Origin of the sequence: Amycolatopsis sp. CA-128772, from assembly GCF_002904295.1 — a bacterium.
Taxonomy (GTDB): Bacteria; Actinomycetota; Actinomycetes; order Mycobacteriales; family Pseudonocardiaceae; genus Amycolatopsis.
In genome coordinates this window covers 226,820-241,309 of the sequence record NZ_PPHG01000072.1, presented here as the reverse complement: position 1 = coordinate 241,309, position 14,490 = coordinate 226,820, and the positions used below count along the sequence as shown (strand labels likewise).

The 14,490-nt window shown below is 72.5% G+C and carries 11 protein-coding genes and 1 pseudogene; 5 read left to right on the top strand and 7 right to left on the bottom strand.

Translation table 11 applies throughout. From position 1 onward, the window contains the following. Window positions 1-87 precede the first annotated feature (87 nt). Window positions 88-723 (top strand): DedA family protein, encoded by a 636-nt coding sequence (locus tag C2L59_RS27015; RefSeq protein WP_103352287.1) that lies wholly within the window; start codon window positions 88-90, stop codon window positions 721-723. 96 nt (window positions 724-819) lie between these two features. Here C2L59_RS27015 and C2L59_RS27010 read toward each other — a convergent pair whose 3' ends face one another. The 5 genes from C2L59_RS27010 to C2L59_RS26985 form a co-directional block, all read right to left on the bottom strand. After that, window positions 820-1,770 carry an RNA polymerase subunit sigma-70 gene (locus C2L59_RS27010; protein ID WP_233223714.1) on the bottom strand — a complete coding sequence of 317 codons (951 nt, stop codon included), beginning with the start codon at window positions 1,768-1,770 and terminating at the stop codon, window positions 820-822. A gap of 32 nt (window positions 1,771-1,802) precedes the next feature. Next, window positions 1,803-2,345 carry a maleylpyruvate isomerase family mycothiol-dependent enzyme gene (locus C2L59_RS27005; protein WP_103352286.1) on the bottom strand — a complete coding sequence of 181 codons (543 nt, stop codon included), beginning with the start codon at window positions 2,343-2,345 and terminating at the stop codon, window positions 1,803-1,805. Beyond that, a complete protein-coding gene (locus tag C2L59_RS27000) occupies window positions 2,323-3,114 on the bottom strand; it encodes an isocitrate lyase/phosphoenolpyruvate mutase family protein (protein ID WP_103352285.1) in 792 nt (263 codons plus the stop codon). The genes C2L59_RS27005 and C2L59_RS27000 overlap by 23 nt, the downstream gene beginning before the upstream one ends. Continuing rightward, window positions 3,111-5,213, bottom strand: a complete 2,103-nt coding sequence (locus C2L59_RS26995; protein WP_233223713.1) for an MFS transporter — start codon at window positions 5,211-5,213, stop codon at window positions 3,111-3,113. Before C2L59_RS26995 ends, C2L59_RS27000 begins: the two co-directional genes overlap by 4 nt. 120 nt (window positions 5,214-5,333) lie before the next feature. Next, the gene (locus C2L59_RS26985; RefSeq protein WP_199199266.1) at window positions 5,334-6,173 is read right to left on the bottom strand and encodes an LLM class F420-dependent oxidoreductase; all 840 of its coding nucleotides are present in this window, start codon (window positions 6,171-6,173) and stop codon (window positions 5,334-5,336) included. A 141-nt stretch (window positions 6,174-6,314) separates the two neighbouring features. On the opposite strand from C2L59_RS26985, the gene ligA reads away from it, so the two are divergent. From ligA to C2L59_RS49320, 4 genes and pseudogenes are all read left to right on the top strand, one after another. After that, window positions 6,315-8,306, top strand: a complete 1,992-nt coding sequence (ligA, locus tag C2L59_RS26980) for an NAD-dependent DNA ligase LigA (RefSeq protein ID WP_103352284.1) — start codon at window positions 6,315-6,317, stop codon at window positions 8,304-8,306. 88 nt (window positions 8,307-8,394) lie between these two features. Then, window positions 8,395-8,841 carry a hypothetical protein gene (locus C2L59_RS26975; RefSeq protein ID WP_103352283.1) on the top strand — a complete coding sequence of 149 codons (447 nt, stop codon included), beginning with the start codon at window positions 8,395-8,397 and terminating at the stop codon, window positions 8,839-8,841. Between the two features lie 101 nt (window positions 8,842-8,942). Continuing rightward, the gene (locus C2L59_RS26970) at window positions 8,943-11,210 is read left to right on the top strand and encodes a glycoside hydrolase family 3 N-terminal domain-containing protein (protein WP_233223712.1); all 2,268 of its coding nucleotides are present in this window, start codon (window positions 8,943-8,945) and stop codon (window positions 11,208-11,210) included. A gap of 44 nt (window positions 11,211-11,254) precedes the next feature. Beyond that, a pseudogene (locus C2L59_RS49320) lies at window positions 11,255-11,506 on the top strand (Clp protease N-terminal domain-containing protein); the annotation flags it as partial. Window positions 11,507-11,598: 92 nt separating this feature from the next. On the opposite strand, the gene C2L59_RS26960 reads toward C2L59_RS49320, so the two are convergent. Then, window positions 11,599-12,855 carry a MerR family transcriptional regulator gene (locus tag C2L59_RS26960; RefSeq protein ID WP_233223711.1) on the bottom strand — a complete coding sequence of 419 codons (1,257 nt, stop codon included), beginning with the start codon at window positions 12,853-12,855 and terminating at the stop codon, window positions 11,599-11,601. A 72-nt stretch (window positions 12,856-12,927) separates the two neighbouring features. Continuing rightward, window positions 12,928-14,322: a hypothetical protein gene (locus tag C2L59_RS47180; RefSeq protein ID WP_146060448.1), complete on the bottom strand. Its 1,395-nt coding sequence runs from the start codon at window positions 14,320-14,322 to the stop codon at window positions 12,928-12,930. Between the last annotated feature and the right edge of the window lie 168 nt (window positions 14,323-14,490).

Sequence of the window (14,490 nt, the reverse complement as noted above, 5' to 3'; positions counted from 1 at the left end):
TCCACAAGGGACAGTCACGTCGGCCGGGGCGAGCTGTCCCGGGAAGTCGCAGGGCGCGTCCACCATGACGGCTCGGGAAGGCCACGGATGACCAAAGCCCCCGCCGCCGAAGAACTCACCGGGGTGGCCGGGTGGGCCGTCGGGCTCATGGAGTCGCTCGGCGGCCCCGGCGCCGCCCTCGTCGTCGGGCTCGACAACCTGTTCCCGCCCCTTCCCAGCGAACTCGTCCTCCCGCTCGCCGGCTTCGCCGCCGGGCGGGGGACGTTCGGGCTCGGGTCCGCCCTCTTCTGGACCACCTTCGGTTCCGTGGCCGGCGCCGTCGTCGGCTACCTGCTCGGGCGCCGGCTCGGGCACGACCGCACGCGGCGGCTCGTGAGCCGGCTGCCGCTCGTCGACGCCCGTGACTTCGACCGGACCGCCGCCTGGTTCGCGCGGCACGGCGGCAAAGCCGTCTTCCTCGGGCGCATGATCCCGCTGTTCCGGAGCTTCGTCTCGGTCCCCGCGGGGGTCGAGCGGATGCCGTTCGGGCGGTTCCTGCTCTTCACCACGGCCGGCAGCCTGGTCTGGAACACCGCGTTCGTCGGCGCGGGCTACCTGCTCGGCGAACACTGGCACCGGGTCGAGGGGTACGCGTCGATCTTCCAGTACGTCGTCTTCGCGGCGATCGCCGCCGGCGCCGGGGTGTTCGTGGTCCGGCGGATCCGCGCACGCCGGCCCGGTTGAGGTTCCGGGCGTGACCGAAGCCCGGCGCGCGGACACGTCTCCGCCGGGCCGGGCCCGTCCTGGAGACCGCGTCGTGGTGGCGGTGAAGCTGCTCGCTCACTGACCGAGCCGGGCCGGCAGGCCGGCGGCCGTGACGAGCCCGGGGTCGTGGAACTTCACCGCCCGCGAGAACCGGCCGTCCGTCACCGTGAACACCCACAGCCCGTCGGCGCCTCCGAAGCGGTAGCTGCCCGCGGCGGGCTGGCCGTTCGCGCGGGTGGGCCGCAGCCGCGCGGCGCCGCCCGGGGCCGAGAACGCCCGCTCCAGGAACGGCAGACAGACGTCCACGCCCTTGAACCACACCGGGTGCGGGACGGCTTCGATGCTGAAGTCGTCGTGGATGACCGCCCGCAGGGCCGCGGTGTCCTCGGCTTCGAACGCCGCGATGTAGCGGTCGAGCAGTGCACGTTCGAGCTCCGGGCCGGGCGGCGGCCGGTCGTCCAGGTCCAGCTCGTCGAGCCGGACGCGGGCCCGCTGCAGCAGGCTCTTGACCGCGGGGACGCTGACGCCGAGGGTCTCCGCGATCTCCGTGGCCGACCACGAAAGCACCTCGCGCAGCAGGAACGCCGCCCGCTGCCGGGCCGGCAGGTGCTGCAGCGCCGCGACCAGCGCCAGCCGGACCGACTCGCGCCGCACGACGACCTCGCCCGGGTCGCCGAGCACCGCGTCGGGCAGCGGCCCGAGCCACGCGAGCGAGTCGTCGGCGAAGACCCGCACCCCGGGATCGTCCGACGCCGCGCCGAGCCCGGCGGGGAGCACGCGGCGGCTCCGGTGGTTCAGCTCGGTCAGGCACGTGTTGGTGGCGATCCGGTAGAGCCACGTCTTGAGCGACGACCGCTCCTCGAACGCGGCCACGCCTCGCACGGCCTTGAGCCAGGTCTCCTGGACGGCGTCTTCGGCGTCCTGGTAGGACCCGGTCATCCGGTAGCAGTGCGCGACCAGCGCCGGGCGGAGTGAGCCGAACTCGGCCTGCAGCCGCTCGGTGCGGGGGATCGCTTCGGAAGACACACGCACTCCCTGCTCGTCGGGGACATCGTCGGTCATGGACGGAAATCGCGCACCGAGGGGTCGCGCCCGAGGGCCGCGAGGAGGCGTTCGCCGGCCGGGCGGCCCGCCGGCAGCACGACCGGCTCGGCGAACAGCCCCTCGCGGCGGGTGAGCACCGAGGGCAGTTCGGCGAGCAGCCGGGCCGCCAGGTCACCGGGGATCGGCCGGGACGGGACGGCGTCCCAGCCGTGCACGGCGGCCTCGAGCGCGCCCACCACGATCAGCTGCCGGCACGGCAGCGCCAGCCCGTCGACGGCGACCGCGCGCCGGCCGCGCAGATCGCGTGCCGCGGCGGCGAGCGCGACGGCCGCCCGGCCAAGGTCGCGGCCCGACGTCCGCGCGGCGGGCACCGGCACGGTTCCGGAGACCAGCGCATCGGCCACGCAGCGCAGGGACTGCGTGAGGTGCGCGAGGACTCCGGCCACGGTCCAGCCGGCGCAGCCCGACGGGCGGCCGGGATCGGCCTCGGCCGCCGCCGCGACCGCGTGGTCGAGGGCGGCGGCGAGCACCTCCTCATCGGCGGGACGCGCCGGCACCCGGTCCCGCCGTTCCCGCCGCGATGCGCAGCTCGTCGAGCGACCCGCGCATCGCGGCCAGGCCCCCGCGGTAGAACCGCGGGCCGTAGGACACCCTGGCGACCCCCAGCGACGCCAGGGTGTCCAGGTCCAGCGCCGGGCCCGCGTTGCCGTTGACCGGCCCGGGCACGCCCTCGACCAGCCGGCCCAGGACGTCGGCACCGGACACCCCGATCGGGTACACGCAGTCCGCGCCGGCCGCGCGGTAGCGCTGCCCGCGGCGAACCGCCTCCGCGACCCGGTCCGCTTCCGGGATCCCGCTCGGGGGCAGGAAAACGTCGATCCGCGCGTTGACGACGAGCGGGACGCCCGCCGCGTCGGCGGCCGCCCGCACCCCGGCCAGGCGGTCCGCCTGCGCGGCCACGTCCGTGAGACCGCCCGCCCGGTGATCGGTGTCCTCGAGGTTGCAGCCGGCCGCGCCGGCTTCGAGCAGTCCGGCCACCAGCTGCGCCGGCTCCAGGCCGTAGCCCGCCTCGGCGTCCACGGTCACCGGCACCGGCACCGCGCGGGCGATCCGCGCGACGGCCGCGAACATCTCGCGCCACGGCGCCTTTTCGCCGTCCTGGTGACCGAGCACGTCCGCCACCGCGACGCTCGACGTCGCCACGACCGGGAACCCGGCCTCGACGACCAGTTCCGCGCTGGCCTCGTCCCAGGCGTTCGGCAGCACGAGCAGCTTCCCGTGGTGCAGCGAGCGCAGCAGCTCGGCGTGGGCCTTCAACTCCGTCATCGGTCCTGCTCCTCCGATTCGCGCCGCGGGACGAGACAGCCGGCCAGCGCCCCCGCGGCGGCGAGGACGGCACTGACCACGACGGCGGCGGTGAACCCGTGGCTGAACGCGCCCGGCGACGCGTAGCTGCCCGCCAGCGAGAACCCGACGACCAGGACCGCCACCCCGAACACGCCGCCGAGCTGCCGCATCGCGCTGAACGCGCCGGAGGCCTTGCCGAGGAACCGCGGCGCGACCGACGTCAGCACCGCGCTCTGCGCCGCCGGCAGGCACATCGCGATTCCGGTGCCGGAAAGCACCAGGGGCGCCGCGATGGCCCAGTAGCCGGTCGCGGGCCCGGCGACCAGGGCGATCCAGAGCATGGCCAGGCCGTGCAGCCCGAGCCCGGCGACGATGAACGGGCGCTCGCCGAACCGGCCGACCAGCCGGCCCGCCACCTGCGGGACCACCGCGGTCGTCAGCCCCCACGGCGCCAGCGCGAGCCCGGCGGCCAGCGGCCGGTACCCCAGCCCCTCCTGCAGGAACTGCGCCATGAAGAACACCGAGCCCAGCGCGGAGGCCCAGTGGAAGAAGATCACCGCGTTGCCGGCGGCGAACCGGCGCGAGCGGAACAGGTGCAGCGGCAGCATCGGGTGCGCGGCTCGCCGCTGCCAGGCGGCGAACGCCCCGAAGGCCACCAGGCCGGCCACGAGCGGCCCGGCCACCCCGGCGCCGGCCCAGCCGGCCGTGGGGCCCTGCGCCAGGCCCCACACCACCCCGAACGAGCCGGCGCCGGCCAGCACCAGCCCCGGGACGTCGATCGCCGGATCCGGGCCGCGGCTCTCCTCGATCCGGGTCAGCGCGAAGAAGACCAGCGCGATCCCCACCGGGACGTTGATCCAGAAGATCCACGGCCACGAGACGCCTTCGACGACGGCCCCGCCGAGCAGCGGCCCGAGCGGCACGGCCACCCCGCTGACGCTCGCGAAGACGCCGAGGGCCTTGGGCCGCTGGTCCGGCGGGAACGCCGCCCCGAGCAGGGCGAGCGTCAGCGGCATCACGAACGCGGCCCCGGCGCCCTGCAGCACCCGGCCGGCGATCAGCGTCCCGGCGTCCGGGGCGAGGGCGCAGAGCAGCGACGCCCCCGTGAACACGCTCACCCCGGCCGCGAAGACCCGGCGCCGGCCCCAGCGGTCACCGGCCGCCGCCGACGTCATCAGCAGGACGGCGAAGCTCAGGCCGTAGGCGTTGACGGTCCACTCGAGCTCGGCGACCGACGCGCCGAGGTCGCTCTTGATCGCGGTCAGCGCGGTCGCCACGACCAGCGCGTCGAGGACGACCAGCATCGAGGCGACCGCGGTGATGGCCAGCACCCATCTTCGCTGCGTCCCCGGCGCGGCCGGCGCGGGTGAAGTCCTGGTGCCCACTGTCGTCACTCCTCTGCCTCCGGTCATCGGCGGTGTGCCGCTTCCGAAGACGTAGACACCGCGCGGGCCCCGGAGGAATCGGTGCGGGCGCCTTCGGTTCCGCACGGCCGCCGTTCCGGCCAGGTGGTCCGGCAGCCGGGCGTGGCGGAACCGGTGGACCGCGCCCGCTTGGCGGAGGATCCCGCGGCGGTAGGCGTGCGCGCCGGCCGTCCGCGTCTCGTAGCCGCGGTCCGGCCGGTAGGCCGGTTCCAGGCCGATCAGCGGTGCGGCGCCGCCGGCGCGGTGGTGGCAGCGGGACGGCATCCGCGCGACCTCGTCCATCGCGCCCCGCACGCGGCAGGGCACCCGGTCCGGCCGGCGGCCGAGCCGCGGGACGGACGACGGCGCGGCCGTCACCTCGTCCGCCGGCACGACCAGGGCCCGCACCACCGAGCCGATGACGAGTGCGGCGCGGGAGCCGCCTCCGGTCATCGCCGCCTCCTCCCGGGCTACCCCGGCAGATCCGGCCAGGTACCCCTCGCTGCCGAAAACGACGGTCGGGTGCAGCGTGCCGTCGCCGGTGATTTCGGCCGCCTGCCGGACGATCCCGAGATCGGCCGCGGCGAGCGCGGAGATCTTCGCCGGATCGATGCCGTCGGCCGCGGGAACCGTTTCCGGTAGCGTAACGAAAACAGGTGACCGTCCATTGATCACCGAAAGAATGCGATTGATGTGCGGTATTCCTGCGGCCGCCGGCATTTCCGCAGGACATGGGACCGATCGGCGGCTCACCTGATGCGCTGGCCCCGGACGGAAAGCCCGGGGCCGGGCGGTTCAGCGCAGCGGCTCGAGCGCCTTCGCCAGCGGCTCCAGCACGGCCGGCGTGTGCGGCGGCGGCAGGTAGACGATGGCCAGGTCCACGCCCGCCTCGCCGAGGGCCTCCGCCTCCGCGGCGACCTTCGCGTAGTCGAGGTCCGGCTCCAGGCGCACGTGCGACGACAACGTGATTTCGGCCGGGTCCCGGCCGATGTCCGCGCAGTGGCGGTGCAGCACCTCGCGCTTGCGGGTGAACTCCTCCGGCGTCCCGCCGACGAAGTTCCAGTGCTGGGCGTACTTCGCGGTCGTGCGCAGCGTGCGCTTCTCGCCGCTGCCGCCGATGCAGATCGGCGGGTGCGGCCGCTGCACGCCCTTCGGCTCGCACCGCGCGTCGGTCAGCTGGTAGTGCTCACCCCGGAACGTCGTGGTTTCCTGCGTCAGCAAGCCGACCAGGACCTCGCACGCCTCCTCGAACCGGTCGCTGCGCTCCTTGACCGAACCGAGCTGCATGCCGTACGCGCCGGATTCCTCTTCGTTCCAGCCCGCGCCGACGCCGAGCTCGAGCCGGCCGCCGGAAACGATGTCGAGGGTGGCCGCCATGTTCGCCAGCAGCGCCGGGTGGCGGTAGTGGACGCCGCTGACCAGGGTGCCCAGCCGCAGCCGCTTCGTCGCCTGGGCGAGCGCCGTGAGCGTCACCCAGCCTTCCAGGCAGGGACCGGTCGAATCGGAGAAAATGGGATAGAAGTGGTCGAACGTCCAGCCGGACTCGAACAGCTCGATTTCGTCCGCGGCCTGCCACACGGCGAGCATGTCGGCCCATGCGGTGTTCTGGGGCGAGGTCTTGATCGCGAATCGCATGATCTTGATCGTAACCCCGGAGCCGGACCAGCACGTCGGGTTTGTCGCCCCGGGCGGCGGTCGCCCGCCGTGCCGTCGCCGGCGACCCGCGGAGCCGGCGGCGACCGGTTTTGTCGGGGGTGCCCGGTAACGTCCTGGATCGTGAACGCTCAGGAACGCATCCAGGACCTCGCCGACCGCATCACGGTGCTGCGGGACGCCTACTACCGGGGGTCGCCGCTGGTGGCCGACGCGGAGTACGACGCGGTCGAGGACGAGCTGCGGAGCCTGGTCGAGGCCCACCCGGAGCTCACCCCGGACCCGAACCCGCTCGACCAGGTCGGCGCGCCGGCGGTGCTGCACGCGCCGATCCGGCACTCGCGCCCGATGCTGTCGCTGGACAAGGCGACCAGACCCGAGCAGGTCGAGGCGTTCTTCGACCGCTTCCCCGGCCAGCCGGTGGTGGTCATGCCGAAGCTGGACGGGCTGTCGCTGGCCCTCGTCTACGAGAACGGGCGGCTGGCCCGGGCCGTCACCCGCGGTGACGGCACGACCGGCGACGACGTCACGGTCCTCGTGCGCGCCTTGACCGACGGGATCCCGGAGCAGGTCGACGCGCCGGGCCGGGTCGAGGTCCGCGGCGAGGCCGTCATGCTGCGTTCGACGTTCGCGGCCTACAACACCGCGCACCCCGACAAGCCGCTGATCAACCCGCGGAACGCGGCCGCGGGCACCCTGCGCGCGAAGGACCCCGCCACCGTCGCCGAGCGGCGGCTGCGGTTCTTCGCCTTCGACCTCCACACCGAGCCCGACAGCGCGGCGGCCGACCTCGGCAGCGCCCTGCACGCGCTCGGCTTCACCGCGGCCGACATGCGGCGCTGCGCCGGCGCGGCCGCGGCGCAGGGCGTGATCGGCGAGATCGAGCGGCAGCGCAACGACCTGGACTACGACCTCGACGGCGCCGTCCTGCGGCTGGCGAGCCGGGACGCGTACGCGGCGGCCGGCACCCGGTCGAGCTCGCCGCGCGGCGCGCTGGCCTTCAAGTTCGCCGCCGAGGAAAAGACCACCGTGCTGGCCGACGTGGTGTGGGACGTCGGCAAGACGGGCAAGATCGCGCCGGTCGCCTGGCTGGAGCCGGTGTTCGTGGGCGGCACCACGGTCACCCGGGCGACCCTGGCCAACCAGGAGGTGATCCGCGCCCGCGGGATCAGGATCGGCGACACCGTGCTGGTGCGCCGCGCCGGTGACGTCATCCCGTTCGTGGCCGGCGTGCTCGACGCCTCGAAACGCACCGGCGCCGAGCGGGAGATCGTCCCGCCGGACGCGTGCCCGTCGTGCGGGCAGCCGCTGACCGAGCAGGGCAACAGCCGGGAACTGTTCTGCACCAACGTGTCCTGTCCGGCCCAGACCGTGCGGCGGCTGATCCACTGGGCGTCCCGGGCGGCGGCGGACATCGACGCCATCGGCGGCGTGTGGATCGAGCGGCTGGCCGAGGCCGGGATCCTGGAGCACCCGTCGGACTTCTACGGGCTGACGAAGGAGAAGCTGCTCGAGTTCGACCGCATCGGCGAGGTCTCGGCCACCCGGATGATCGAGTCGATCGACGCGAGCCGGGCGGTCGGCCTGCGCCGCGCGCTGATCGGGCTGGCCATCCCGATGGCCTCGGAAGGCACGGCCGCGCGGCTGTGCCGGGCCGGGTTCGGCTCCCTGGAGGACGTCGCGGAGGCGGGCGTCGACGGGCTCGTGGCGGTGGAGGACATCGGGCCGAAGGTGGCCGCGTCGCTGATCGAGCACCTCACCCGGCTGCGGCCCGAGCTCGAGCGCCTGCGGGCGGCCGGCGTTTCCCTGGACGTGCGCGAGGAGGACCTCCCGCCGGTCGTCGCGGCCGGCGCGCCGCTGGCGGGCAAGACGGTGGTGGTCACCGGCTCGATCAGCGACCCCCGTTCGGGCGAGAAGGTCCCCCGCCCGACGTTCCAGCGGCTCTGCGAGAAGGCGGGCGCGACGACGGCGACGTCGGTCTCGGCGAACACGGACATGCTCATCACCGGCGCGGACGTCGGGGCGAGCAAGCTGACCAAGGCCGAGAAGCACGGCGTCGAGGTGGTCGACCAGGGCGAGATCTGGTCGCAGCTGATCGCGGCGGGCATCGTGTAGCCGCGTGCTGCCGACCCGGGTCACCCGGTCGTGGCAGACCCGCCCGGGCGACACTGGACCGGGGGGTAACCGTTCGAAGGGATGCATGATGACCACGCCGCCGACCGACCTGGCGCGCACCCGCCAGCTGCGCGTGCACGAGTTCCTGACGGCCCGCGGCTGGCACCTGGACGGCGACAGCGACCCGGCCGCGGTCTGGTTCGCCGACGACGTCCACGCGGGCTGGCACTACCCCGGGAGCTACGGCGGCCAGCACGTCAACGAGGTCGCGGACACGACCCCGGTCCGGCTGCAGAGCTACTTCACGTTCGGCGACGAGGGCGCCGAGGTGTTCAGCGTGACCCCGGCGGGCAACCTCCGCGGCAGCGGCTGCGCCGAGCACGACACGCAGGAGCGGTTCTTCGCCCTGACCGCCGAGGGTGAGGTGGACTTGGCGGAGATCGCCGGGCTGCTCGACACCCTGGAGCCGCGGGCGCGGTCGCTGGACCCGCGGGTGCTGATCGAGTGCCGGTACTTCGGGCCGTGCGAGCGGTGAGCGGTACTGCGGCACCCCCCGGCCACGGCCTAGGCTGAGGACGCCTGACCGATCAGAGGAGTTCGCCACCGCAGCCGTTGCTCCGCGAAAGGGTCCCCGCCATGTCGCAGCAGGTGAACCAGGAAACTTCGGCCGCGGGCGGGGTGAACCGGCGCAGCGTGCTCGCCGGCCTCGCCGGCGGGGTGGCCTCCGCCGGGCTGCTCGCCCCCTCGGCCGCCGCCGGAACCACCGGCGCCGAGACCGCCGGCCGGCCCGAGCGCGATCAGCGCGTCGAGGCGCTGCTCGGCCGGATGACCCTCGCCGAGAAGATCGGCCAGCTCCAGCTCGTCGGCGACGAAACCACCGCCCGGGCCGCCCTTGCCGGCGGCCGGCTCGGCGGTGTCTTCTCCGTTGTCGGGGCCGCGAAGCTCAATGCCCTGCAACGCATCGCCGTCGAGCGGACGCGGCTGAAGATCCCGCTCGTCTTCGGCCTCGACGTCATCCACGGGTACACCACCAACTTCCCGATCCCGCTCGCCCAGGGCGCGAGCTTCGACCCGGCCGTCGCGGGCACCGACGCCGCCGTCTCCGCCAAGGAGGCCCGCAGCAGCGGCATCCACTGGACCTATGCGCCGATGATGGACGTCACCCACGAGCCGCGGTGGGGGCGGATCGCCGAAGGGTACGGCGAAGATCCCTACCTGGCGACGCGGTTCGCCGTCGCCAAGGTGCGCGGCTACCAGGGGAACGACTACTCCGCGCCGGACCGGGTGGCCGCCTGCGCCAAGCACTTCGTCGCCTACGGCGGAGCCGAAGGCGGGCGCGACTACAACACCGTCGACGTCTCGCTGCACCGGCTGCACAACCTCTACCTGCCGCCGTTCAAAGCCAGCGTCGAAGCGGGCGTCGCCACGGTCATGGCGAGCTTCACCACGATCAGCGGCGTCCCGGCCCACGGCAACGGTTACGTCCTGCACGACGTCCTCAAGGGCGCCTACGGCTTCCGCGGGTTCGTCGTCAGCGACTACACCGGCATCGAGGAGCTGATCCTGCACGGCCTGGCCGGCGACGGCGCCGATGCCGCGGCGGCCGCGCTCCCGGCCGGTGTCGACATGGAGATGGTCAGCACCAACTACGCCCGCTTCGCCGAGCGGCTGCTGGCCGAACGCCGGATCACCCGCGACCAGCTCGACGACGCCGTCCGCCGGATCCTGCTCGTCAAGGTCCGGCTCGGCCTGTTCGAGCGCCCGTACGTCGACGAAGCCACCGAAGTGAAAGCGCCTTCACCGGCCGCGCTGGCCGCGTCGCGGCAGGCCGCCGCGCGCTGCATGGTGCTGCTCAAGAACGACGGGCCGGTGCTGCCGCTGGCGAAGGGCATCGGCTCGGTCGCCGTCGTCGGGCCGCTCGGCATCGCGACCTACGACCTCAACGGCACCTGGGCGGGCCTGGGCACCGGCGCCGGGACGACCCCGCCGGTGACGGTGGTCGACGGGATCAGGGCCGCGGCCCCCGGCGCCGCCGTGACCTACACCCCCGGCTGCACCGTCGAGGGGACCGACACGACCGGATTCGCCGCCGCGCAGCAGGCGGCGCGCGCCGCCGACGTGACGGTCGTGGTGGTCGGCGAAACCGCCGCGATGAGCGGCGAAGCGGCGGCACGCAGCACCATCGACCTCCCCGGCGTGCAGCAGCAGCTGGTGGCCGCGGTCGCGCAGACCGGCAAGCCGTTCGTGGTCGTGCTGGTCAACGGCCGTCCGCTGACGATTTCGTCCGTGCACGAGCACGCGCCCGCCATCCTCGAAGCGTGGGCCCCCGGCGTCCAGGGCGGCCACGCGATCGCGGACGTCCTGTTCGGCGCGGTGAACCCGGGCGGCAAGCTGCCGGTGAGCTTCCCGCGCGCGGTGGGCCAGATCCCGATCTACTACAACCACGAGAACACCGGGCGCCCCGCCGACCCGGCCAACAAGTACACGTCCAAGTACCTGGACCTGGCGAGCGGCCCGCTCTACGAATTCGGCCACGGCTTGTCCTACACGACATTCCGCGTCGACGGCCTCCGCCTGTCGAGCACCCGCCTCCCGGCCCGCGGCGGCCGCATCGACGTCACGGCCACGGTGACCAACACCGGCGCCCGCGCGGGCGACGAGGTCGTCCAGCTGTACCTGCGCGACCCCGTGGCGAGCATCGTCCAGCCGGTCCGGCGCCTGCGCGGCTTCCAGCGGGTGACCTTGGCCGCGGGCGCGTCGACGACGGTGTCGTTCACGCTCACCCCGGACGACGTCGGGTTCTACGACAACGCGGCCCGGTTCCGCGTCGAGCCGGGCAAGATCGAGGTGTACGTCGGCACCAGCTCGGCCGCCACGCTCTCGGCGAGCTTCACGGTCGGCTGAACCGCCTGACGTAACGGACCCGGTCGGACCTGCGACCTCAACACATGCTGGAGAGGTCCACCGACCACGCGCGGCGGGTGGTCGTCCTGGCCCAGGGAGAGGCCCGGACGCTCGGCCACCACCACATTGATACCGAGCACGTCCTTCTGGGCCTGGTCCACGAAGGCGAAGGGATCGCCGCCAAGGCGCTGGAGCCGCTGGGCATCGGGCCGGAGAGCGTCCGCCGGCAGGTCGAGGAGATCGCCGGCCAGGGCGGGCAGGCGCCGAGCGGGCACATCCCGTTCACGCCGCGCGCAGTCTCACCACGCTCGCGCGCAACGGCGGCCTCGACCCGGCGATCGGGCGCGGCAAGGAGATCGAGCGGGTCATGCAGGTGCTGTCCCGTCCTTCAGCGTGTCCGGTACGTTACCCGCGCCGACGAGCCAAGCAATGCCTTCCACCACGTTGGTCGAGCCGAAGCCGGGCTCGCTGACGAACACCGGGTTGTTCCCGGTCCGGCAACTGTGGGCCAAGCTCGAAGTGAACGCCGAATCACGCACTGGGCGACCTCGAAACCCGGCTCGCGGTGCGCGCGCAGCTGATGAGCCGCCCGTTGAGCACGGGTTCGTTCCCGGTGGAGGCCGTCGAGGCACCGCAGTCCACGCCCGGCGCGTGACGTCAGGTGCTTTCCCCGCGCAGGGCGGCGGCCAGCCATTCCTGAACCGCCGCCGTCCGGTCCGCGTCCGGCCCGGGTGTGCCGTTGATCGTCGCCACGAGCGTGCCGTACCGGGCCATCAGGTTCGCGCCGGTGAGCTTGGCCCGCGTCGCCGCCGACCGGTCCCGGTCGAATCCGGCCATGCTTGCGCCGGGCCTTGCCGACGTCGTGCTCACCGGTCATGGCGGCCACGAAGCCGGCCGAGTCGGCCACCATCCGCTCGGCGATGTCCCGCGCCTGCGGCGAATTCGCCGGGACCCCGGCCTGCTGCGCCGCCTGCGCCTCCAGGTACAGCGCCTGGCGCCGCTCGGCGCGGGCCAGCATCTCCGGCGTGGCCAGCAGCTTGCCCCGCTCGGTGCCGAAGGCGCGGTGGACGGAATCCCGCAGAGCCGTGCGGAACTGCTCGTCCTGCACGATCCCGGCGAGTTCGATCCACGCCTCGAGCTGTTCGGCGGACGGCTCCTCCGGCAGCTGCGGCCGCCGGCTGCGCAACCGTTCCAGGTAGCCGGGATGGACGTCCAGACCGTCGGTCACGAAGCCCCAGAACCGGTCGACGAGCCGATCCCGGTCGTCGTCGGACATGGACACGAGCTTGTGCATCAGGCTCACCTGGTCGGCCGTGGTCCGTTGCCGCACAATCGTCCGCAGCACAGCGCGGCGTGCGCGGAACTGCCGCAGCTGACCTTCTACCAGGCGTAGATGCGCGGCGGCCAGGTCCTGCAGGCTGCTTTCCGCATCGAGCACCCGCCGGATGTCGGCCAAACCGGCACCGAGGTCGCGCAGGGTGCGCACCAGTTCGAGCCGGGCGACGGCCTGGATGTCGTACTGCCGGAAGCCCCCCTCGGTGACGCGAGTGGGCGCAACAACCCCTTCGTCGGCGTAGAACCTGATCGCACTGACGCTCAGCCCGGTGCGCCGCGCAACATCCCCGATCGGATAGAGCTCGTCCATACCCGCCACTATGCGACCTCGACCAGCTTGAGAGTCAAGGCGAGGCCACCATGACCGCGCCGGCTGAGCACCTCAACTCACGGGAACCGGATGGCAGTCGAAGGCTTGTCGTTGATCGAGATCTTTGCAGATGCCGGCGGCTTCGCTCGTGGGGGCGTCGATCCAGATGAAGGTCGAGTACTCCCTCATCGACGGACTCTGGTCGAGCAGTCGTCGCAGGGTGGGACACAAATCCGGCCTGGCGGTGACGTGTATGGCGTACCGCCGACTGAGCGGTGGGTTCAAGTTATTCATACGACTGTACTCGCGCTGCACGAAATACGCGGCGTATTCATCAGCTTCTCGCCTTGTCATCGATGCGAGGTAAACTACCGAGGTGCCTGCCGTGCAGGTCATTCGCTCGTAGGGCACCGGCGCGAACAAAGACGGAATCGACGAGACGGCAGGGTCCTGACTCGAAGCTGATGTGGTAGCGGCAGATGACTCGCCGGTCGCCCGCGAAGCGAAGATATTCGATCCTAACAGCAACCCGGCGACGAATAAGGCGATACCGGAGATTGCCAGCGTAACGCGGCGGTATGGCCCGTGCTCTGCTCGCCCCCAGCTTGCCAAGCGCCTCGCATATCCGGGAATCTGCGTCAACCAGCCCGCTTGCGTGACCGTCAGGTCGGGCACCGGCATCGGCCGTTCGACTCCGTCGAGCCTGACGGCGATCGGCAGGCACCACGTCCGCTCTGTCATCTCCGGAGGTGGCAACGTCACGACGACAGGTCGCTCCGCCGTCGCTCCCGGTGCCAGCTCGAACGGCGGCGTACCTCCGTTCGGCGGCGCGACCGCCTCCGGCGGCAAGTAGCCGGCAACACCCGCAGACGGCTTCCAGCGCATCAACGAGCCCGCGAGGCGGGTGTTCCCGGTGTTGCACACGGCGACAATTATCGTTTGTGTTCCACCATGCAAGACGGTGGGTTCGATTTTCGGCTTCACGACCAACCCCGGCTTCGCCGGTACTGTGACGGTGACCGGAGGCTGGCTCTGCCATTCCCGTTTTCCACCTTGCTGCTTGGCCACGACACGCAGGTGTTTCGGGCCGGCCTGCGGCTCGGTTGCACTGCAGGGCAAGCGGAGCGTGGCGACCTCGGGCACGCCGGGGCGGACTGTGATCTCGGCGGGTTCGACCGTCCACCGCGGCGTTGAGGCACCCCTCAGGGACAATTCCAAGATCAGCGGCTGCGAGAGATGGCAGTTGACCGTGAGGGGTACCACCTTACATCCGTGGCCGACGGCGAGAACAATCTCGGATTGCTCGGGCTGCAGGACGATTTCGACGTCGTTGTCCGGGTGCGCGCCGATGCGGACGTCGCCGTGAACATCTCTCGCCTGGACAGCATTGCCAGAATTGTCCGAGATCTGGTTGATCGTGGTGCCGGCGCGCTCGGGCGGTTCCTGATCGGTGGACTCTTCCGGCATCAAGCTGCTCCGTTCCGACGCTCGTACTCGACGATGGTGGTCGCCGCGCCCACAGCCGAGTGGCCACGTGGACGCAGAAGTGTGAGCCTAGCGGGCCCCGCCACGACCACGCCCGCAAAATCTCCACCGGATATCCGGTATGTGAACGTGGGTGAATCGACATACGCT

Coding starts and splice junctions, on each gene's coding strand:
- C2L59_RS27015 (WP_103352287.1), top strand. CDS start 88: ATGACCAAAGCCCCCGCCGCCGAAGAACTCACCGGGGTGGCCGGGTGG.
- C2L59_RS27000 (WP_103352285.1), bottom strand. CDS start 3,114: ATGACGGAGTTGAAGGCCCACGCCGAGCTGCTGCGCTCGCTGCACCAC.
- C2L59_RS26985 (WP_199199266.1), bottom strand. CDS start 6,173: ATGCGATTCGCGATCAAGACCTCGCCCCAGAACACCGCATGGGCCGAC.
- C2L59_RS26975 (WP_103352283.1), top strand. CDS start 8,395: ATGACCACGCCGCCGACCGACCTGGCGCGCACCCGCCAGCTGCGCGTG.
- C2L59_RS26970 (WP_233223712.1), top strand. CDS start 8,943: ATGTCGCAGCAGGTGAACCAGGAAACTTCGGCCGCGGGCGGGGTGAAC.
- C2L59_RS26960 (WP_233223711.1), bottom strand. CDS start 12,855: ATGGACGAGCTCTATCCGATCGGGGATGTTGCGCGGCGCACCGGGCTG.
- C2L59_RS47180 (WP_146060448.1), bottom strand. CDS start 14,322: ATGCCGGAAGAGTCCACCGATCAGGAACCGCCCGAGCGCGCCGGCACC.